The sequence below is a fragment of the Ruoffia sp. FAM 24228 genome, assembly GCF_045528575.1.
In the GTDB taxonomy this organism is placed as follows: Bacteria; Bacillota; Bacilli; order Lactobacillales; family Aerococcaceae; genus Ruoffia; species Ruoffia halotolerans.
This window is the reverse complement of the sequence record NZ_JBGQQZ010000043.1, coordinates 1-21200: the sequence shown is the minus strand read 5'-3', so window position 1 is coordinate 21200 and position 21200 is coordinate 1. Positions and strand designations below refer to the sequence as shown.

Here is a 21200-nt window from a genome sequence, read left to right as displayed (position 1 = left end):
TGTCATCGATTGCACACAAACGGAACACGATTCCACGGAAATCCTTACACTACCGAACACCGTTGGAAGTATTTTTGAGTTACTTAGATGAAGCAGTTTTGTCTAGCTTAATTTGACAAATCAAATACATAAAAATAACAATAAACAATTCTTCAATTACGTTAAAAAATAGCCCGATTATCGCAGCAAGAATGAATCCTAGCAATTGAAAAATAATTATTGAAATACCAAGGGAAACACATTCAACCTCTACATCAGATAATGACATTGAACGACCTAATTGTTGTGATAATTTAGTAACCATCTTTATTTGAAAAATACTCCTCAATGTTTTTGCTTCGTTTTGGCTCATAAATAATTATAGAGCTCAAATTCTCAGTGACATTGAACTTCACAATAAACATTATTCCGATGTAACAAAACCTTAAGCAATATTTTAAGTATTTTTTCAATTACTCCCTCCTTTTTCATTTACTATAACCATCATATAACACTTATTTGTATAATTTCCCAGAATGTAACGAAACTCCCTTAATATGTAACGAGAATAAATTAATCTAATATATTCAAAAAAACATGTATAAATGTTAGTATAATATTATAGAATCATTAGGACATTTCATTCGGGAGGCTCAATTTGACTACATTTGATATTTTTTATTTATTGATTACTCCGATTTATGTTTATAATCTTTGGTCCTATTTCCAAGTGAGATTTGGGTCTAACTCTGAGTCTTTAGGGAAAAATTTATTTGTTTGTTTTATTAGTTATTTATTAATTAGTAGTGTCTATCTTTTTTTTGAAACTCCTCTATTAACCGTCTCAATCAATATTATGTGCATAATATTAATTTCAAGACTCTATATTAGTGAGATTTTTAAACAGATTAGCGAGAGTATCATCTTGTTAGCTCTTTTTATTATCATTGAACTTATTGTTGTTACCTTATTAAATATATATACAATAGATTTTCAAGATACATCGAGTTACCAATCAATCATGTCAGTCGTCTTTACCTACTTAGTTGAGTTTCTATTTATCAAATATTTACACCGCCGTAAATATCGCGCGCTACATAAGAATAAAAATATTTTTTTATACACCATCCAATTTATTATTCCATTGATTACTATTATCATTTTTTTACTTTTCTTATGGATTAATTTGTCTGGAACTATTTTGATGTCGCTAGCTCTATTCTTCCTCCTTATTAACATCATCTTATTCGAGCTTTATGATGCTTTGGCTAAGAGTTTTGACTTATTATCGGAACAACAAAACTTCAAGCAAGAACAGCTTGAATACGCCAGTCACTTAAGATTATTAGAATCTCATAACGAGGAATGGAGACAATTTCGTCATGATATTAAGAATCGTTTGACACCACTGTATGGCTTCATTCGTCAATATCCAAACTCGGAGCTTGAGAGTATCTTAATTGATATTGTTCCTGATAATTTACAGAAACCAGTTATCGAAACAGGTCATATTGCTATCGATGGTATAATCAATTCGAAGTTACATTCTGTTTCAGATAATGAGATTGAAGTAATAACGGATATCGTCGTTCCTAAGGATATTTATATTGATTCTATTGATCTCGCTGTATTATTAGGGAATTTGTTAGATAATGCGATTGAAGGGTGTTTGACAGTGGAAGCTAATCGGATAATTAAACTAAAAATATTGTTTGAAGGGAATCGACTCAAAGTAAGAATTGCTAACACCTTTGATGGTATCGTCAACAAGCAAGGCCAACAGATTCTGTCACGTAAAGATGACACGTCCATTCACGGCTTTGGTTTGAAGAGTGTGCAACGAATTGTTGAAAAATACCAAGGGTTACTAAAAATTGACCATACCCAAGAAACCTTTACCGTCTCAATCATATTGAATGAAACGCCCAGTGAAAACGTTGATAAGGAGGTAAAAGATGATTGAAATTCTGATATGTGATGATCAAGAAATCATTACTAAACAATTGAGTCAGCTCATTCAGGAATATACTCTACAGCACAAAACTTCTTTTTGGGTTAAAAGTTACCAGTCAGGTGAACAGTTAATCACATACCTTCAAAAAGAAGAGCCTATGAAGCGAATTATCTTATTAGATATTGAGATGCCTATAATGAATGGACTTGAAGTAGCTAAGTATATCCGTCATGATTTAAAAGATTATGCCAGTGAGATTATCTTTGTAACAGGAACGAATGGTTATGAGCGCAACTTATTTCAAGTTAAGCCTTCTGGCTTTATTCCTAAGCCCATCAAACGCACTCAATTATTCGAAACATTGGGTAGAAGTTACCAATTACTCGAAACACAATCTCCTTTCTTCAACTACAGCCAAAATGGAATAGATAAGTCGATTCTCTTAGATAATATTCTATATTTTGAAAGTCATGGTAGAAAGAAAGTCATCGTTTCCCAGCATCATAATGATTGGTTCTATGAAAATATGTCGCAACTTAATCAAAGATTGGAAGAATATCCACAATTCGTTCATTGCCATCGGTCATACATAGTGAATGTTAATCATGTTGTTCGAATAGATGGTTCAGATTTAGTTATGGAGAACAAACAATTAATCTCTGTGAAGCCTAAGGAGCGTGCAAGAGTTGAACACGTTCTGCTGGAATTGTTCTAGCTACAGATTAACTGAAGAAGTGGCTAGTTCTTTTTTGTGTTGTCGATAGCAAAAAGACCCCTCAAGCCTAATCTCTAGGGCTTAAGAATTCTCTCATCATCAACTAAAACAACTCATCCAATAAGATATAATAACGTAACTTATCCCAGTCAGGTTCTAATTCCAACTTCTCGAATAGTAAGTTGCCATAGTTTTCAATCTCTTGTTCAGTAAATTCGCGTAATACACCGAATTTTCCTTTTAGATTATTCAACAAACTGCGATAACAGATCGCAATATCCTGATAAATATCGGAGACGCCACTTCGCCCTAGATCAATGAACCCGGTCAGATATACCCCACTTGCGATGAGATTAGGTAGACTAAAATCACCGTGCGATAAAACGAGTTGATCTTCTTGGGGGCGATGGTCGTTCAACCATTGCCATAAGGCAGCTGGATCCTCAAACCCTTCACCACCAAAGGTCCCCTCCTCCGCATCGTCAACATCGACTAAGTTATTCTCCACCCGTTCTTTGGCTAGCTTTAACTTAACATCTAATGTTTGGACACTTGGACAGTCGGTTACATCCACTTTCCAAAGTTGCTTTAAGCTATTAGCCAATAATTCAATTAGATCTTCTGTCGTGCGTCTGACAATCACTTCATAGGAAGGATCTCCACGTAACTTCTCCATTAGTATATAGTGCGTACCGTTCAATTCCATATTTTCATAAATTTCAGGAACTGGTAGGAGTTTTTCATGCCACCAGCTAAGCATCAGCACTTCATTTTTAACTTCACCAGAAGATGATTCTATCTTAAGAACGCAATCATCTAAAATCATTTTCTTTGCCTTCGATTTACCTATCAAATCAATTTGAAAATTCTGGTTATCAATATATTTTCGGATTTCTTTGGGTATTACAAGATTCATCTCATCACTCCTCAATTCTATTCAATACTCTATTATATACATGTAATAGGAAAGCGATATCATTTTGTATTACTCTTGATTTTACACCATGAAAGTCATTTTGCAAATGGATTCGAATCTTTCATTACTCTTTTATAAAAAAATTGTTCATTATTCTTTCCTTCGCAAGTGTTTTTAATTGTATTTTTTGCACTATAAACGTAATCTTAAGGAACAATATGATAAAAGGAGACAATACTATGGCAAAGATACTCATAACTGGAGCAACAGGTACCATTGGTGTCGAATTAGCAAAGCATCTTATTACTAAACACGCGCTTACTTTAGTCGGACGTGATTTTTCTGACCTTCCTGACGATATTCAAGCTAAAGCAACCATTGTTAAACGCGATTTACTTGATCCTGACAATTGGAACGGCTTACTAGATGGCATCGAATATGTCATTCAATTAGCTGGAGAAGCTGACCAAGATGCTGATTTTTATGACAGTTTATTAGATTTAAACTACAAAATCCCACATAACTTATATAATGAAGCGACTAAAGCGAAAGACTTGAAGCGCATCATTGTCGCTAGTTCTATCCATATCGTTGATGGTTATCCAGACGGTGTTGAAGTCAAGACCACGGATCCAATCCATCCTGCTAACTTATACGGCGTATCTAAAGCATACTTAGAAGGTTTAGCTGCTTACCATGCTTATTCAAATGGCATTGAATCTATTGCGATTCGGATCGCAGATTATAAAGTGAGCGACGATGAATTAGACGAAGAAGTTGATGAGTACGGCATGGCGATGTACTTATCTAAAGAGGATATGAATCGTCTTATAGATGGCTGTATCGAAGCAGAATTAAAAGAACCCTTCTTAATTGTTAATGGTGTCTCTAATAATACGTTCACTCGTCTATCCAATGAAGAAGCAAGAGTCAATTTAGGTTACAACCCTCAAGATAATGCGTTCGAGAAGAAGAATATTTTTTAATCAACAAAAGACGTAGATGAAAATCTACGTCTTTTGTTGTCTACATATTTATATGTTTTGATGCTTCTCGAATTGATAAAGGAGCTAGTTCAGTCTGATACTGCCTAAGAAAATTCTTGACCCATTCTTCATTTATTCGCGCATAATCACGTAATGCCCAACCAATGGCTTTATTAATAAAGAATTCGTTGCTTCCTAAATTATTCATAATCGTTCGAGTCAGTAATTGAGTATCGGTTGCTTCCTTCATACTTAATTGATGAATAATCGCTACGCGTCGCAACCATAAATCATCTGATACACTCCATTCAATGATTGTTTCTTTTAACTCTGGATACTGTGTTTGAAGATAGCCCACTCTTTTCACTAAAGCATCCACAGAATCCCACCAGGACTTTGTTGTAATAAGTTTTTTCAAATGATTGATATCGTCTTTTTTCAAATACGTTTGCATATCATTTAAATAGTCAGTGGCAACATATTGGAATTCACGTTCCTCCTGTTGCCAACATTCTTGGACGAAGTTCCAATCGATAATAGGTGTATCTGGATTCACTTTAGACTGTGCTCGTGCTTCTTGTTTAGCTTCTTTAAAATACGGCTTTGTAATATTTCGACGTGCCACGCTTTTAAGACCTAAAAAAGGAAACTGATTTCTTAAGTACGCTGACATTGCTTGGGCATCGTCTGTTCGGTGGCCTTTCATCTCTGTGATTAATTGTTCAGTATCCATTGTGATTCCTACTCCTTTCAACAAATTTTTGATATATTCTCAATCTTGGAGGATGGATTTGAACTTTCTTTTAAATCCACATCTCATCACTTTCTTGCTCTTCCTCAAGTTAAATGATGTATCCTGATAGTAAGTATAATGCATTCATCAATAAGAGCCCCCCGGTTGCATAACAAGCTAGCCCAGCACTTTTAGCGGATATTATTAATTGATTGTCTTTACTTTTACCATAAATAACGCCCAATAATACTGATAGAACAATCGGCATAATAATATAAGCAACTTCTTGATACAGCCAAGCATACATTAGAAAATGAACCGCACCTACGATGCTAAATATAAAAGGAATGATAGTATAGTGCTCTCTTTGGAACATAGCAATCAACAATGGTATTGCTAACAATTGACTCATCGCAATGATAATACTTAATGAATTTAAAATGCCCGTATCCGGCCGTAAGGTAAACGCACCAACAATATATAAAATGAGTAAAGCGATTGGTAAAGCAACCATTCCCTGAAACAGAGTGGCAATGGCTGCATAGTTTAATTTGATTTTTTGCCATAATACTCCGCATATTAACCATGTTATACCGTAAGCAACCAGAAAAGGGGCACCTGAGTAATTTACTCTAGCAAGCTCTTCCAACAATTCAATCATAACTTTAGCTCCTTTTTAACTTTAAACAACGTCTCTATGACTTAATCCTACCTGATTGCGTTTAATTCACCTAATAAAAAACATCCCTACTTCATAAGTAAGGATGCCATATGTTAATAGTTAGCTACATAGTGTCCGGAAGTAACTTCTTTTAATGCTACAACTTCTTTATTTGGTTGCCACGCTTTTAGCGGATTAGAGTCTACCACCTTCGACTTCATCTGTGCATCTAACCTTGGAACAGCTTGAAGTAATTGTTGTGTATAGGGGTGTAGTGGATTCGCGTATAATTCGTTCGTTTCTGCTACTTCTACAATTTGTCCTTGTTGCATGACTGCTACTCGGTCACTAATTTGTTTCACGACTGCCAAATCATGAGCAATGAATAGATACGTTAATCCTAGTCTGTCTTGCAGTTTCTTTAAGAGTTCAATAATTTGCTTTTGAATCGAAACATCCAAGGCAGATAAAGGCTCATCCGCAACAATAAAGTCAGGTTCCACAGCTAACGCACGTGCAATTCCTATACGTTGACGTTGTCCCCCAGAGAACTCATGGGGGAAACGTGAAGCAAAACTTGGGTCTAATTCAACTAAACCTAGCAATTCTTCAACTCGCGCCCGACGTTCTTTCGCATTCTTCACTAATTGATGCGTGTCGAGTGCCTCTCCGATAATATCTTCAATTTTCATACGAGGATTTAATGAAGCATAAGGATCTTGGAAGATAATCTGCATATCTTTTCGGACTTTTAACATCTCTGATTTAGTCAGTTGATGCAAATCAAAGCCTTGGAATATAATACGTCCGCTCGTTGGTTTATACAATTGAAGGATAGCGCGACCTAAAGTAGATTTCCCCGAACCAGATTCACCTACAAGTCCTAAGGTTTCCCCTTTATAAATATCTATATTAACCTGATTAACTGCTTTAAGCTGCTTCCCTTTGCCAATATCGAAGACTTGCTCTAGTTGCTCTACTGAGATTAGCGGTTGAACTTGCGCTTTTTCTTGAGTGATTTTCTCTTCTTCAATTCTAGGTACAGCTTCAAGTAGTAATCTTGTATAAGGATGTTGAGGGTTAGCAAATATCTCATCAATCGGTCCTTGTTCAACAATTTTACCTTCTTGCATGACGATGACTCGTGTACAAATTTGAGCAACCACACCAAAGTCGTGAGTAATTAGTAAGACAGATAAGTTTAAATCTGTTTGTAATTGCTTTATAAGGGATAGAATTTGAGCTTGAATCGTAACATCTAATGCTGTCGTTGGCTCATCTGCAATAAGTAAACTTGGATTAGCAGCTAAGGCAATGGCAATCATAATTCTTTGACGCATTCCCCCAGAGAACTCATGCGGATAATGACTAAACCTCACATCAGCGTCTTTAATTCCAATTGACGTCATCAATTCAACTGTTCTTGCCTTAGCTTGTTTCTTACTCATACGTTGATGTAATCGAATCACTTCAACAACTTGATCACCAACAGTCATTGTTGGATTCAATGAACTTAATGGATCTTGGAAAATCATTCCAATATCTTCACCCAATATTTTACGTAAGGCTTTTGGTTTAGTATCAAGGAGGTTGTGCCCTTTGAATTCAATCTCACTATCAGAATGAATGATGGCATTATCAGGTAATAGTTGGGTAATTGAACGGGCCGTCATACTTTTCCCACTACCTGACTCGCCTATAATTCCAACAATTTCACCTTCTTCTACTGAAAAGGAGATATTATTTAATACTTCTTGCTGTTGGTCTTCGCTCTCAAAGCTTAAGCCTAATTGGTTGACCTTTAAAATATCAGACATTTACTCACTCCTATACTTCTTTATATACGTTGATATCTGTTAATACACAGCGATTATTATAACATAGCAACTATCTGAAAGAGGCGAGTAGATCAGACAACCGTCATTCAAAAATCCGAATGCTAGCCTTCGAAAATCCGCATGCCTCGTTTTGAGGTGGAAACGTTATAATAACTGAGTATGAATTCATGGGTAAAATTTATTCATGTATTCGATAAGTTAATTTTTACTTAGGAGGTGAGATTTTTGGAACACATTCAACAAAACAGTTCCTTAACTAAAGGATGGTCTTTAATCTATCAACAAATGCAACGTCAATGGACTTATAAAATAGCTCTTTGGGTACTTGGTTTACCCTTACATATTATATTCTTCGTGATTCAACTCATACACTTCACAAAATATAAATCTCAACCAGTTGCTGAACGAATCTCTGATGATGAAAAAACAGTGTTAAAACAAAAACTAATAAAAGAAGAACAGAATAAACAAGCCTACTTCAAGCAAAGTATTAGCGCTGAACAGACTGAAAAACGAGTTAATCAACGGTTAAATCATTATGTTCAATCATTAGTTATTGAAAACAATGATATGTCAGAGAGGATTCATCTTTCTGATATTTTCGCGGACTGGATTGTAACACCTGTTGGGTTTATAACGAGTATTATTCTAGCTTGGCCCATGTATATTTTAATGATTGTCTATCGTATGCCAATCTTAAGGTACATTGTTGAAAGGTTATTCTTGATGGTCTTCGTTATCTTTGGTGTAACTTGGATTGTATTTACGTTATTGCATTTTTCACCATCGGACCCTGCTCAAAACATCTTAGGTGTACAAGCTACCCCTGAACAAATTCAGAACTTCAATGTGCTTCATGGTTTAGATGATTCCTATTGGGTACAGCTCTTTAGAACGCTAAAAGGTATAGTTACATTTGATCTTGGATATACTTATGTAGGGAATGAATTGGTTATAGACGCATTGCTACGCCGTTTCCCTATTACACTGCAAGTCACTTTCTTCTCTCTAGCTATTTCTTTAGTTATAGCAATCCCTGCAGGTATTTATTCGGCGGTGAAAGTGAATTCTTTATTTGACCAGTTCTTTATGTTCATTGCTTTAATTGGTCTATCGATTCCAACATTCTGGTTAGGTTTAATCTTTATCTTAAACTTTTCAATTCGTAACCGTTGGTTGCCTGCAACCTTTAATCCGGACAATCTGTGGTCACTGCTGATGCCTGCGATTGTCTTAGGAACAAGCTTAGCTGCTTCTGTTGCACGAATGACCCGGGCTTCGACTTTAGAAGTGATTCATGAAGATTACCTTCTAACAGCCAGATCAAAAGGAATGTCGAATTGGCGCATCATTTGGCGTCACATTATTCCTAATGCGCTGATTCCAGTTATTACAGTGATTGGTCTGCAATTTGGTGGGATGTTAGGTGGATCAGCAGTCACCGAACAAGTTTTTAATATTAATGGGGTTGGTAGTTATATTGTAGAGAAACAATTTGTGCCGGATATTCCAGCTGTTTTAGGCGGGGTTATCTATATCGCGATTATTGTCTCTTTAGTCAATTTAGTCGTTGACCTACTGTATGCACTTATTGATCCACGAATTCGAACAACGTTAAAAAATTAAACTTAGATAGAAAGGAGTTTGGCTTTGGTTCAATCTTATTCACTGGTAGCAAAACGCTATTTACGTTTTGCTTCGACATTTTCGATTGTCTTCTCATTAGCGGTCATTTTATTTACATATTTAAGACAAGGAACAGATTGGAGTTTAGTGACTATCGGCTTCGCCCTTATTCACCTGATACTCAGCTTCATAAACTTCTTTATTGCCAGACACATTCAAAACAATGGAAAAGTTCACCCTGTGCACCGCGTATGGGGTTTTGTCCTTATGTTATCCGTCTTATTAGGGAATCCATTTAACTTTATAACGGGGATGTTCTTAATATTACGTAAACTCATGTCGTATCAAATATATTTAATCTTCACAGTACTCGTTGATTTAACGATTATTGCGACAACGAGTTTAAACTTTTTCAAACCTACTATGAGCCCGGCGTTTACTATCGGTTTATTCCTATTGGGCGTCAGTTTACTCTTTCATTGGGGACTTGCTCTATTTAGTGCTCATTTGAAAAATGTATCCAAAACTCAGTTATATATTGTTATCGGTTTACTTGTAGTCACTTCATTCAGTGGAAATTTATTAGGACTGATTGCTGCTTGGTTAATTTGGCGTGAACATCATAATCAAGCAAATGTGCGCCGACGTAGTGTCTTTTCAAACATTTCTCGTCATGAAGTCGCAATCTTTGGGCTTTATATTATTACCTTTATATTTGCGACGGCGATTACAAGTTACTTAACCTTTGAGTATAGTTACGCCGTAGAAAATAATTATACGGCGATTTTACAAGCACCAAGTATGACGTACCCTTTAGGAACTGATAATTTCGGGCGCGATGTCTTTTCACGCATGGTCTTTGGCGGTCGGATTTCTTTACTAGTTGGGGTCCTAGCTACTTTAGCGCCTCTACTTATTGGTGGTTTCCTGGGTGCAGTCTCAGGTTATTACTCACACCGTGTTGACCAAACAATTATGCGTTCCTTGGATGTATTGTACGCTATTCCCGGTATTTTATTGGCAATTACGATTGTGACGGCTTTTGGTACATCAACACAAAACTTAATTCTCGCTTTGAGTATTGGTGGCATTCCTGGTTACGCCAGAACAATGCGGGCCAACGTACTTCAAGTGAAGCAATTAGAATACGTTGAAGCTGCCCACGCTGTTGGGGTTAGTGATGTAAAAATCATTTTAAAACATATTATTCCTAATGCGAGTGCCCCGATGATTATTCGCTCATCGCTTACTGTCGCGACGGCAGTTATTTCAACAAGTAGTTTAAGTTATTTAGGTTTAGGGGTTGAAAGTCATATTCCTGAGTGGGGTAACATCTTACGTATCGGAAGTGATTATCTAGAAACACAACCTTACTTAGCTATCTATCCAGGTTTGGCTATTATTGCCTTAGTTTTATCATTTAACTTCTTAGGAGACGGCTTACGTGATGCTTTAGATCCTAAGATGACTCAATGACACGTAAGCATTTTATGAAGAAAGTTGGTGAGCTGTATCGATGAACACAGATGAAGATTGTTGTAAGTGCCGTAAACATTCAAAGCAAAATAAAAGGAGATTTTTTATGAATAAAATTTTAAACAAATTATTTTTAACAGCCTTAGTATTAGTGGGAGTAGTCGCTCCCGTCGCAACTACTGTACAAACTGCCAATGCTCAAGAAGCTATTCCCATTACTATCTTAGCTCAATCAGCATCCGAACAAGATGTTAATATTGTCCGTGACCAATTAACTCGCGCTGGCTTCCAAGTTGAGACAAGTTTGCAGCCGGATTATGCAAGTTTTAATGCTCAAAAAGAAGCAGGAAATTATGACTTAGCTATCTCAAGCTGGACAACTGTAACAGGGAATCCTGATTATGCCGTTCGTTCACTATTTATTACAGATGGTGACAACAGTATTATGAGTAACCCGGAAGTGGATGAGCTAATTGAACAAGCAGCAACGGAAACACCGGATGAATATGTGAATACGTATACTGAATTCGAGAATCAATTAGTTACTGAAAATGCGTATATCGTGCCATTATATACATCATTAAAAGCGCAAGCCTTTAATCAAGAAGTATTAAACCCAGATTCTATTCGTTTGTCTAAATCAAGAGCCTTTGCTTGGGAACCCGTTTCTTATGTTGATGACAGTCAACATGCTGAACGTCCATTACTTTTAACACAAACCTCATCACAATTGACTTCATTAGACCCAATTAAAGGGAACGACGGAAGTATAAACCAATTGAATACGAATATGTATGTACGTTTAATCAACCTAACGGATGATGACCAAATTACTTCAGAGAATTCATTAAGTTATAATCATGCGATTGCAGACGGAAACTCAGAGTATTACTTCATCTTACGTGATGATATTAACTTTGCTAAAATCGAAGACGGTGCAGCAGTTGATACTGGTGATTTAGTATCGGCTGAAGATGTTATTTACTCACTCAACCGTGCAAAAGACCCTAATTCAGTTCCTGATCATCGTACGTATAGTTTACATGAGCATATTGACGAAGTTTCAATTGTGGAAGATGTAACTGAATTAGAAGAAGCGACACTTTCTGGGAGTGACTCATCTATAAAAGAAGCTTTAGAAGATGGTTTAGAAACACCTATCTCAGCTGTTGTTGCTTCTGAAGATGAGGTCGATAATGCAAATGGTAATTATCAAGTCGTTAAATTAACAACAACACAACCATTTCCACAAGGATTAAATTACTTAGGTCACCAATCAGCAGGTATCGTGTCAGAACAACAAGTTGAAGCAATAAATACTTATGATATCGAGTCTTATGATGTAAACTCAGACATCGCTTATGGAGACCAACGTGCTGTCACTGAAGGTGGCTCTTATGATAACCATCTATGGACAAGTGGTCCTTACATCATGGTTGATAAAAATGATTACCAAGCAAACTTTGTTAAAAACCCAGCATACCGTCCTGATACAGATGCAGATGCAAACATTGAGCAAGTCACAGTCCGCTTTATCGCTGATTCAAGTAGTGCTTTATCTGCCTTACGCTCGAACGAAGTTGATCTGTACTATGGTTTAGGTGAAGTTGATTACCCAATTGTTGAGAACGAGTCAAGTTTAGCACTCCAATCAATTCCAAGTAATGCGGTAACTTATATGTTATTCAACGTCAATACACCCGGCCGCCCGGTATCAGACAGTGCTGACTTAAGAAAATCAGTTCTTTATGCTATCAACCAAGAAGAAATTAATGCTGCTTACCAAGGATTAAAATTACCAGCTTACTCAACATTATCGCCACTTGTTGAAACTGGGAATACTTTAGTCGCCGACCAAGCAAAAGTAGAAGAGTTTAGAAACAATTACTTAAATTCAGCTACTGAATAAAATGTTTAAGCCCTCAACTACCTTGTAAATAGGATGGTTGAGGGCTTTTTCTGTGGAATAATTTCGTAGTTATCTCGGAATCGTTTTAGAACCGAATGCGGGTTTACAGTTTTTCTCAAGTTTTTCATTAAAATTTTATATAGTCAATTAACATTTACAACAAATTGCGGTATGATAATTAACATTGAAAGATTTATTACGGTATATTTAAATATCGTATCCAAATCCAACTTAGAGAGCATTTCTATAGTTTCAGAAAGGAACGGATGTATTTGAATATACAGCAATTAAAGTATTTAGACTATATTGAAAAAACCGGATCGATTAACCGCGCAGCTGAGTTGTTATTTGTATCCCCTTCAACCATATCAGTCTCACTTAAAGAACTCGAGGCTGAAGTCGGTCAACAATTATTTACCCGTTCAAGTAGCGGAATGACCACAACACATGAAGGGCATGAATTTATAACTCAAGCTCGACAAGTCTTAAGCCAACTTGATGTCATGCGCGATTTGTTTGTTAATAATGAGTCGGAACGTCAATTCTTTTCTGTCTCAAGTCAGCATTATGACTTCGCTTCAGAAGCTTTCAGCAAATTTATTAATAAACATCCAGGTGAACGCTTTGTCTATCGCTTCTTTGAAGTAGATACCTATTCAGTCATTAAAAATGTTTCGCAAAATGTTAGTGAAATTGGCTTCGTATACTTAAGTGAATTTAACCGCCGAATGTTAACTCGCTTATTCGAACAAGAAAATCTACAATTCCATGTGATGTGGGAATTCCAGCCTCATGTCTTTATTCGAAAAGACCATCCTTTAACTGAATTTGAAAGTATAAAATATAAGGACTTAATGGATTATCCTGCGATCACATTCGAACAAACAGAGCATCAAAACGACTTCTTAACTGAACATCCCTTAGAAGTTCAAGCAAATGATCAGAAGGTTGTTGTAAGTGACCGGATGAGTGCAATTAATATCATTACGGGGTCAAATGCTTATTTAACAGGTTCGGGCATTATGACAAACCGCATTACTGATGATTATGTTACGTCAATTCCTTTAGAAAGCTCGGAAAGTCACCATATTTGCTGGATTGCTCCGAAAAATCAGGAATTGTCAACGAATGCGCAAAATTATTTGAAGATAGCTGATCAAATACTATGTAAACGTGTTAAAAACTTGGAAAGTGTTCATTCACCAGATAATTATACAATTTAATCGGTTAAACTAACCATTCACACAAATTAACCACCTCCATTAAACGGTTTAAACACGTCTAGTGAAGGTGGTTATTTCTACTTAATCAGTTTCATCGACGGTTCCAAAAGTATCTAATGGCCAAAATCTGAATAATATTTCAGCATTAATTGATTCTTCAGGAATCGGTCCAAACTCTGTACTATCGAATGAATGATTTCGGTTATCTCCCATAACAAAGTATTCCCCTTCAGGAATTGTTAATGGAGCAAAATCAATGGTGTTCGTATTATTCTGAAGAGTTTCTTCCGATAAGTAAGTTTCTGATAATGGTTCGTCGTTAATATAAATCACATCATCTTGAGATGAAATTGTATCTCCAGGTAAGCCAATCACACGTTTAATGTATTGCTTTCCTTCCTCAGTCGGCGAATCAAGTATCACGATATCAAATCGATCCACATTGAAGATATTCGCACCGAATAATTGATCACCGTGTGCTAAAGTATAATTCATCGAAGGTCCATCGACTTCAAAGGGTGTAAACACAAATAATCTTAGTAAAACCATTCCAACGATGAGTAATAAAAATAAGCCATTCTCTTTAAAAAAACGTTTAATACTGTTCATGATAATCTCCTAGCAAATAACATAATAAGAATATTATACATCCCATATAAATACTTAACAACCTTTGGGCCTAAAGCTAAAGATTTCTTAAAAAATATGGAGGCGGCACGCTGAATCATCAGTGTGTCGCCTCCATTTATAATGTTATGATGCTGTTGGTTCGCCAACACGTTTAATTTTACCTTGTTGGATATAAACAGAAAGGATCGCAATATCTGCTGGGTTTACCCCACTCACACGACTTGCTTGTCCTAAAGTGCTTGGATTGATTAGTTTTAATCGTTCTCTTGCTTCATTTGCTAGGTTCCCAATTGCATCCCAATCAATGTCTTCTGGAATTTGTTTTTCTTCCATAGCACTCATTTTTTCTACTTTTCGAACAGCTTTATTAATATAACCTTCGTATTTAATTTGAATTTCAACTTGTTCACCGACTTGACGGTTCAATGGTCCTTCTTCGCGAGGAATTAATGTCACTAAGTCAAAGTAACGAATTTCTGGTCGTTTTAATAAGTCGCTTGCTAAGATACCATCTTTTAATAAGGCTGATCCAACGCGTTCGAATAAATCAACTAAACCTTCTGTATGTGGTGTTAGGCGGATTTTGCTTAGGCGTTCTAACTCTTGATCAACGAGTGCTTGTTTTGTTTTGAAAGCTTCATAATGGTCTTCAGATACTAAACCAATCTCGTGTCCAATCTCAGTTAAACGCATATCAGCATTATCATGACGTAATAATAATCGATATTCCGCACGTGACGTAAGTAAACGGTATGGCTCTGTTGTCCCTTTTGTTACTAAGTCATCAATCATCACGCCGATATAAGCTTCGTTACGTTTTAAGATGAGTGGGTCTTTTCCTTGGACTTTACGTGCTGCGTTAATACCAGCCATAATTCCTTGACCTGCTGCTTCTTCATAACCACTTGTTCCGTTCATTTGACCTGCAGTAAATAAACCAGGTAATGATTTTACTTCAAGTGATAAGTCTAATTGATGCGGTATAACGACATCATATTCAATCGCATAGCCTGGACGCATCAATTTCGCATTTTCCATACCTTTTACCGTACGTAACATCTCAACTTGAACTTCCTCTGGCAAGGATGTTGAAAGGCCTTGAACGTACATTTCTTTCGTGTTTGCGCCTTCTGGTTCAATGAATATTTGGTGACGTGGTTTGTCACTGAATCGAACGATTTTATCTTCGATAGATGGACAATATCGAGCACCAACACCTTCTACCGTTCCACTAAACATTGGTGCACGGTGTAGGTTTGCTTGAATAATTTCGTGTGTTTGAGCATTCGTATGCGTTAACCAACACGAAACACTTTCTTCTTTAAAGTCTTCGTCGGGAGTTAAAAATGAGAAATGATTCGGCATTGTATCACCTGGTTGTTCAACTGTATCATCAAACGTTACTGAATCAGCGTGAATTCTTGGTGGTGTTCCTGTTTTGAATCTAGCTAATTCAACACCTAATTCCAGTAAGTTCTCAGATAATTTGATCGAAGGTAATGTATTATTTGGCCCAGATGAATAATCTAAATCACCAATAATAATTTTACCACGTGAAGATGTTCCAGCTGTTAATACAACAGCGTCAGCTAAGTACTTAGCACCTGAGTTTGTAATAACACCTTTTACTTGGCCATCTTCGACATATAATTCTTCAACCATTCCTTGTTTAAGTGTTAGGTTTTCTTCTTCTTCAAGAACTTGACGCATGTTTTTTGCATAGGTTTCTTTATCTGCTTGGGCACGTAAAGCTTGTACTGCTGGGCCTTTACTTGTATTTAATAAACGCATTTGAATGTAGTTTCTATCGATATTACGTCCCATTTCGCCACCAAGTGCGTCGATTTCTCGAACAACTACCCCTTTAGCTGGCCCACCAATGGATGGATTACACGGCATAAACGCAATCATTTCTAAGCTTAATGTTAATAAAAGTGTTTTTGATCCCATACGGGCTGCTGCTAAAGCAGCTTCTGATCCAGCATGTCCTGCTCCAACAACAATAACATCATATTGTCCTGCTTCATATATTTGCATAAATAACTCCTTTCTAGTCTTTCTTCTCTTCTTTAAATTCAACGGTATGTTCGGTTAATTCGCCATTTGTATCATAAGTAAATTTTGCTGAGAAATAGGGTGTCTGTTTCACTAACCAATCTAAGTAAATGTAATCCCCTTCCCAAGTCGGTTTTGCCATGACTTGGTCATAAGGAACCCATTCCAGTGTTCCTTCATCGCATTCTTCAAACAGTTCACCTTCGAACTCAGTCACGACATAGACAAAACTATACCAATCTTCACCATCATGTTTGAAATCTGGAAACGTAATAAATCCTCTTAAATCCAGTTTAGTAGCTGTTAAGCCTGTCTCTTCTTTAATTTCACGGATGGCGCATTCTTCAGGTGTTTCACCTGCTTCAAATTTACCACCGACACTAATCCATTTTCCTTCATGAATGTCATTCGGCTTTTTATTACGATGTAGCAGTAAAATCTCTGATCCATTATCAAGATAACAAATAGTTGATAGTTTTGTCATGATTTTGTCGTCCTCTCTACCTTTACTTACCTAAACAGAATTGGCTGAATAATTTATTTAATAGTTCGTCTTGGACAGAATCTCCGGTAATCTCACCAAGTAAATCCCAAGCACGTGTAAAGTCCATCTGAATTAAATCAACAGGCAACATCATCTCAGTTGACTCAAGGACTTCATCCAGTGAGCTAATTGCTTGGCGTAGTAATTGTGTATGTCGTGTGTTCAGTAAGTAGTTCACGTCACCAGACTTGATTTCACCACTAAAGAATCTTTGTTCAATTTGAGTTTCTAACTCATCAATCCCAGATTCTTCAAGCATCGATGTTGCGATTAAATCAGCATCTTGAATGTAAGGTTCTAAGTCAGCGTGAGTTAATTTAGGCTCTAAATCTTGTTTATTTAATAAAATAATACGATTTTGATCCTTAGTTAATTCTAGGAGTTCAATGTCTACTTCTTGTAAGGCTTGCGCTTGGTTTAAGATTAGAATCACTAAATCTGCTTCTTCCATAACTTTACGACTACGCTCTACACCAATTCGTTCAACGACTTCATCAGTTTGGCGAATTCCAGCTGTATCGATAAGTCGAAGTGGTACACCACGAACGTTAACGTATTCTTCAATCGTATCACGCGTTGTTCCTTCAATATCAGTTACAATTGCCTTTTCTAAACCGGTTAATCGGTTTAATAAACTTGATTTACCAACGTTTGGACGTCCGATAATCGCAGTATTAATTCCATCACGGAATAAACGGCCGTGTTGCGCTTGATGTAAGATTTTTTGTATTTGTTCCTTCACATGTACGGCTGTTTCATTCAGTTGCTTCAATGACATCTCTTCGACATCATCGTATTCTGGATAGTCAATTGTTACTTCCACTTGTGCGAGTGTGTCTAACATTTCCTGACGTAATGAACGTATTTTAGTTGAAAGACTTCCTTGTAATTGGTTCATTGACGCATCCATCGCTTTATCCGTCTTCGCTTGGATTAAATCCATCACTGCTTCTGCCTGTGATAAGTCAATACGACCATTTAAAAATGCACGCTTCGAAAATTCTCCTGGCTCAGCCAATCTCGCACCATTCGCTAAGACTACTTCAAGTACTCTTTGAATGGCCATAATCCCACCATGTGAGTTGATTTCAACACTATCTTCCGTTGTATAAGATCTTGGTGCCTTCAATACACTCACCATCACCTCATCAATGACTTTTCCTGTTTCAGGGTCAATGATATGGCCATAGTTAATTGTATGCGAATCGACGTTATTTAAGTTCTTACCTTTGAAGATTTTACTCGCAATCTCAATTGCTTCATCTCCACTCAATCTCACAATGCCAATCGCACTTTCTCCCAGTGCTGTAGCAATAGCTGCAATGGTATCTGTTGTATACATTGAATGACTCCTTTCTAATTTTGCTCACAAAAAAAATGCCTAAACTCCCCCTATATGCATGATTTCTCCATGTTGATATACGGTTCGTAAGCACTTTGACTGCTACTACATTCAATTTCTTTAGCATTATACAAGATTCATTTGAATATTGCAAATAGTTTTGATAGGTTGGGGTGAGAAATTTTAACTTTTTTGTATTGCCCCCCTACTCGCACCTGAATATCATTTACCTTCCTATCAGTAGCGTGATAGAATAGGGTTGATTAAAGAAGAGGTGAGTTTTATGAATAAGTTTGAATATATATACCTAGATATTGAAAACAAAATAAAAGAAAACATTTATCCAGTGGGGTCTTTACTTCCAGGTGAAACTTCACTCGCAACAGAGTATAATGTTTCTCGTGAGACGATTCGTAAAGCGCAACGGATGTTATCAGATAATGGATTTATCTTTAAAAAACAAGGACACGGGTCCATTGTTTTAGATTATCGACGTTTCGCTTTGCCAATTAGTGGTTTAGTGAGTTATAAAGAATTAAGTGAGGAAAATAATCTCGCCAGTACGACACAAGTTATTAAAAATGATATTATTCCTGTTCCAGATTTTATATTAAATGATGTAAAAATGAATTCCAAAGAGAAGTTTATTCACTTAATTCGAACACGCTCAATTGCTGGCGAAGTCGTGATTATCGATGAAGATTATATTCGTCAAAGTATCGTGTCTGAAATACCAAACCAAGTAGCAGAAGATTCCATCTATCAATACTTTGAAGGCGATCTTGGTCTAGAAATCGGCTTCGCATCGAAAGAATTTATCGGTGAACCCGCCGATGATTTAGATATTAAATACTTAAAAATTAAACCAGAAGACTACACAATCACAGTGAGGAGCCAAGTATTTCTAAAGGACGCGACGTTTTTTCAATATACGATTTCACGTCACCGAATTGACCGCTTTCGTTTTCAAGAGTTCGCTCCGCGTCATAATCGGTTTATAAATCCGTGATATAATGAATGAATATCGCTTAAAGGAGTTAATGAATGCAAAATAATCAAAATTTGAAGTGGGGTCTAATTATCCTCATTGTAATAGGCTTTACTTTTATTTTATACCTTAATTACGACAGTAATGGAGAAGCGCCAAGTAAAACATCTACTCAAGAAGTGTCGTCTCAACCCAATCAATCTAGTGAAGAAACGATTGCAAACTCTAGTGAAGCGAGTTCTCAAACGGATGAATCAGAGCAAGAGAGTGAAAGTGACGTGGAAAGGACACTAGATGTAGATACAACCAACCAAAGTAATCGTGTTGCGGTTGTTCCAAGCCAAAGTAGTGAAGAAAGTGAGTCTTCTACTGAAAATAGTTCAGACGAAGAAAGCACGGAGGAAGACGAAGTAAGTATCGAAATATCCGTGAGCAGTTCCGAGAGCGAAAGCCAAGAAGAGGACGAGACAAGTGAATCTGATTCCGAAGCAATCGTCGCATCATCTGAAAGTAGTTCTGAAGATGAAAGCCAAGAAGAAGACGAGACGAATGAATCAAAATCCGAATCAAGCATCGCATCATCTGAAAGCAGTTCTCAAGATGAAAGCCAAGAAGACGAATCGACAGAAAGTTCTTCAGAATCTGAGCTTACATTTGACGACATCTATCAAACTGATTTGATGGACGAAAATGGAATTGAACCTTTAGACTTAGACGCCTATAAAAATATGGCTGATGTCATAGACCAAACACTTACTGAGTTTAACGTCAACTCTTCTGAAATTAGTTTAGCTTATTATAACTTCCACAATGAGGAACATTACTATCTGAACGAGAATGAATTATTTACTGCAGCGAGTATAACGAAAGTTCCACTGTCTGCCTTATATATTGATTTAATCAACTCAGGTGAGTATCAATTAGATAGTGAACTTGATTACAGTGAAGCATTATTTGAAGCCGGGACTGGAAACATTACAAACGGTCCTTTGGAAAACAGTTATAGGATAGAGGAACTGATTACAGAAGCAATCACTCATTCAGATAATACTGCAATGAATATACTTAAAGCCGAGTACGATAAAGAATTCGGTAATTTCCGCGAAGATATTTTAACGTTTGCTGGAATTGATGAGAAACCAGAAGACTTCTTAAACAATAATCTAAGTTCAGCTTATATTACTGAGCAAGTATTAATTAAAATTGCTCAAGATGAATCCTACAGTGACTTGATTAACTTAATGTTTGAAACAAGTCCGGCCCAATTGTTCACGTCATATGTTAATAATGAGATGATGGCGAATAAATTTGGTCGCTATGAGCAAGCAGTTAACGATAGTGGAATCTATTATGAAAATAATCAGCCCCAGTACGCTTTAGTCGTTCTTTCCGATAATATTAATCAAGCTGATCAATTTCTAGAAGTAATGAACTTACGAGTGAATCAATGGTTTAGAGCACATAATTAATGCAAATAAAAGTGGGTTTGGAAAATTTCGGTTCATGAATTTTTGATGTTGGTGGACCGAGGAGCCAGGTGACGCAGTCACCTTGGCTCTTTTTTTATTCCTATGTTTAAGTGTCTCTCTATGCAACGATAGTTTGTGTTGTGTTCTCATCTTTAA

The 21200-nt window shown here is 36.5% G+C and carries 17 protein-coding genes and 1 pseudogene; 10 read left to right on the top strand and 8 right to left on the bottom strand.

Annotation, left to right across the window (positions count from 1 at the left end; genetic code table 11):
- The 3 genes and pseudogenes from ACEN33_RS08350 to ACEN33_RS08340 all read left to right on the top strand — a co-directional run.
- A pseudogene (locus ACEN33_RS08350) lies at positions 1-116 on the top strand (IS30 family transposase); the annotation flags it as partial.
- Positions 117-904: 788 nt separating this feature from the next.
- Positions 905-1942, top strand: a complete 1038-nt coding sequence (locus tag ACEN33_RS08345; protein WP_197104111.1) for an ATP-binding protein — start codon at positions 905-907, stop codon at positions 1940-1942.
- Positions 1935-2648: a LytTR family DNA-binding domain-containing protein gene (locus tag ACEN33_RS08340; protein ID WP_197104110.1), complete on the top strand. Its 714-nt coding sequence runs from the start codon at positions 1935-1937 to the stop codon at positions 2646-2648. The genes ACEN33_RS08345 and ACEN33_RS08340 overlap by 8 nt, the downstream gene beginning before the upstream one ends.
- A 103-nt stretch (positions 2649-2751) precedes the next feature.
- On the opposite strand, the gene ACEN33_RS08335 is transcribed toward ACEN33_RS08340, so the two are convergent.
- Positions 2752-3564: an APH(3') family aminoglycoside O-phosphotransferase gene (locus tag ACEN33_RS08335; RefSeq protein ID WP_407089836.1), complete on the bottom strand. Its 813-nt coding sequence runs from the start codon at positions 3562-3564 to the stop codon at positions 2752-2754.
- Between the two features lie 239 nt (positions 3565-3803).
- Here ACEN33_RS08335 and ACEN33_RS08330 point away from each other — a divergent pair, with 239 nt between their 5' ends.
- The gene (locus ACEN33_RS08330; RefSeq protein ID WP_407089838.1) at positions 3804-4550 is read left to right on the top strand and encodes an NAD-dependent epimerase/dehydratase family protein; all 747 of its coding nucleotides are present in this window, start codon (positions 3804-3806) and stop codon (positions 4548-4550) included.
- 40 nt (positions 4551-4590) lie between these two features.
- Here the strand turns inward: ACEN33_RS08330 and ACEN33_RS08325 are convergent, their stop codons facing one another.
- From ACEN33_RS08325 to ACEN33_RS08315, 3 genes are all read right to left on the bottom strand, one after another.
- A complete protein-coding gene (locus ACEN33_RS08325) occupies positions 4591-5283 on the bottom strand; it encodes a DNA alkylation repair protein (protein ID WP_407089840.1) in 693 nt (230 codons plus the stop codon).
- Between the two features lie 109 nt (positions 5284-5392).
- Positions 5393-5944 carry a DUF7010 family protein gene (locus tag ACEN33_RS08320; RefSeq protein WP_407089841.1) on the bottom strand — a complete coding sequence of 184 codons (552 nt, stop codon included), beginning with the start codon at positions 5942-5944 and terminating at the stop codon, positions 5393-5395.
- Positions 5945-6057: 113 nt separating this feature from the next.
- Positions 6058-7761, bottom strand: a complete 1704-nt coding sequence (locus ACEN33_RS08315; protein WP_407089842.1) for a dipeptide ABC transporter ATP-binding protein — start codon at positions 7759-7761, stop codon at positions 6058-6060.
- Between the two features lie 246 nt (positions 7762-8007).
- Between ACEN33_RS08315 and ACEN33_RS08310 the strand changes: the two genes are divergently transcribed.
- The 4 genes from ACEN33_RS08310 (at position 8008) to ACEN33_RS08295 (ending at position 14016) form a co-directional block, all read left to right on the top strand.
- On the top strand, positions 8008-9408 hold the full coding sequence (locus tag ACEN33_RS08310) for an ABC transporter permease (RefSeq protein ID WP_407093968.1): 1401 nt from the start codon (positions 8008-8010) through the stop codon (positions 9406-9408).
- 24 nt (positions 9409-9432) lie between these two features.
- Entirely contained in the window at positions 9433-10884 is a 1452-nt protein-coding gene (locus ACEN33_RS08305; RefSeq protein ID WP_407093967.1) for an ABC transporter permease, read from the top strand.
- A 106-nt stretch (positions 10885-10990) separates the two neighbouring features.
- Positions 10991-12793 (top strand): ABC transporter substrate-binding protein, encoded by a 1803-nt coding sequence (locus ACEN33_RS08300; RefSeq protein WP_407093966.1) that lies wholly within the window; start codon positions 10991-10993, stop codon positions 12791-12793.
- A 272-nt stretch (positions 12794-13065) separates the two neighbouring features.
- The gene (locus ACEN33_RS08295; protein ID WP_171031252.1) at positions 13066-14016 is read left to right on the top strand and encodes a LysR family transcriptional regulator; all 951 of its coding nucleotides are present in this window, start codon (positions 13066-13068) and stop codon (positions 14014-14016) included.
- Positions 14017-14097: 81 nt separating this feature from the next.
- On the opposite strand, the gene lepB is transcribed toward ACEN33_RS08295, so the two are convergent.
- The 4 genes from lepB to mnmE all read right to left on the bottom strand — a co-directional run bounded on the left by lepB (position 14098) and on the right by mnmE (position 18587).
- Entirely contained in the window at positions 14098-14625 is a 528-nt protein-coding gene (gene lepB / locus ACEN33_RS08290) for a signal peptidase I (RefSeq protein ID WP_407089848.1), read from the bottom strand.
- Positions 14626-14769: 144 nt separating this feature from the next.
- Positions 14770-16683 (bottom strand): tRNA uridine-5-carboxymethylaminomethyl(34) synthesis enzyme MnmG, encoded by a 1914-nt coding sequence (mnmG, locus tag ACEN33_RS08285; RefSeq protein WP_407089850.1) that lies wholly within the window; start codon positions 16681-16683, stop codon positions 14770-14772.
- Between the two features lie 13 nt (positions 16684-16696).
- A complete protein-coding gene (locus ACEN33_RS08280; protein ID WP_338486886.1) occupies positions 16697-17185 on the bottom strand; it encodes an 8-oxo-dGTP diphosphatase in 489 nt (162 codons plus the stop codon).
- Positions 17186-17207: 22 nt separating this feature from the next.
- Positions 17208-18587 carry a tRNA uridine-5-carboxymethylaminomethyl(34) synthesis GTPase MnmE gene (gene mnmE, locus ACEN33_RS08275; protein WP_407093964.1) on the bottom strand — a complete coding sequence of 460 codons (1380 nt, stop codon included), beginning with the start codon at positions 18585-18587 and terminating at the stop codon, positions 17208-17210.
- Positions 18588-18870: 283 nt separating this feature from the next.
- On the opposite strand from mnmE, the gene treR reads away from it, so the two are divergent.
- Complete coding sequence (treR, locus tag ACEN33_RS08270; RefSeq protein ID WP_407089852.1) at positions 18871-19596, top strand: trehalose operon repressor; 726 nt, start codon at positions 18871-18873, stop codon at positions 19594-19596.
- Between the two features lie 35 nt (positions 19597-19631).
- On the top strand, positions 19632-21044 hold the full coding sequence (locus tag ACEN33_RS08265) for a serine hydrolase (RefSeq protein WP_407089853.1): 1413 nt from the start codon (positions 19632-19634) through the stop codon (positions 21042-21044).
- Positions 21045-21200: the final 156 nt, after the last annotated feature.

Excerpts from the sequence above, each read along its gene's own strand:
- ACEN33_RS08300 (WP_407093966.1), top strand. The coding sequence starts at position 10,991 with ATGAATAAAATTTTAAACAAATTATTTTTAACAGCCTTAGTATTAGTG.
- ACEN33_RS08325 (WP_407089840.1), bottom strand. The coding sequence starts at position 5,283 with ATGGATACTGAACAATTAATCACAGAGATGAAAGGCCACCGAACAGAC.
- mnmE (WP_407093964.1), bottom strand. The coding sequence starts at position 18,587 with ATGTATACAACAGATACCATTGCAGCTATTGCTACAGCACTGGGAGAA.
- ACEN33_RS08340 (WP_197104110.1), top strand. The coding sequence starts at position 1,935 with ATGATTGAAATTCTGATATGTGATGATCAAGAAATCATTACTAAACAA.
- ACEN33_RS08320 (WP_407089841.1), bottom strand. The coding sequence starts at position 5,944 with ATGATTGAATTGTTGGAAGAGCTTGCTAGAGTAAATTACTCAGGTGCC.
- ACEN33_RS08335 (WP_407089836.1), bottom strand. The coding sequence starts at position 3,564 with ATGAATCTTGTAATACCCAAAGAAATCCGAAAATATATTGATAACCAG.
- lepB (WP_407089848.1), bottom strand. The coding sequence starts at position 14,625 with ATGAACAGTATTAAACGTTTTTTTAAAGAGAATGGCTTATTTTTATTA.
- ACEN33_RS08265 (WP_407089853.1), top strand. The coding sequence starts at position 19,632 with ATGCAAAATAATCAAAATTTGAAGTGGGGTCTAATTATCCTCATTGTA.
- treR (WP_407089852.1), top strand. The coding sequence starts at position 18,871 with ATGAATAAGTTTGAATATATATACCTAGATATTGAAAACAAAATAAAA.
- mnmG (WP_407089850.1), bottom strand. The coding sequence starts at position 16,683 with ATGCAAATATATGAAGCAGGACAATATGATGTTATTGTTGTTGGAGCA.
- ACEN33_RS08315 (WP_407089842.1), bottom strand. The coding sequence starts at position 7,761 with ATGTCTGATATTTTAAAGGTCAACCAATTAGGCTTAAGCTTTGAGAGC.
- ACEN33_RS08330 (WP_407089838.1), top strand. The coding sequence starts at position 3,804 with ATGGCAAAGATACTCATAACTGGAGCAACAGGTACCATTGGTGTCGAA.
- ACEN33_RS08280 (WP_338486886.1), bottom strand. The coding sequence starts at position 17,185 with ATGACAAAACTATCAACTATTTGTTATCTTGATAATGGATCAGAGATT.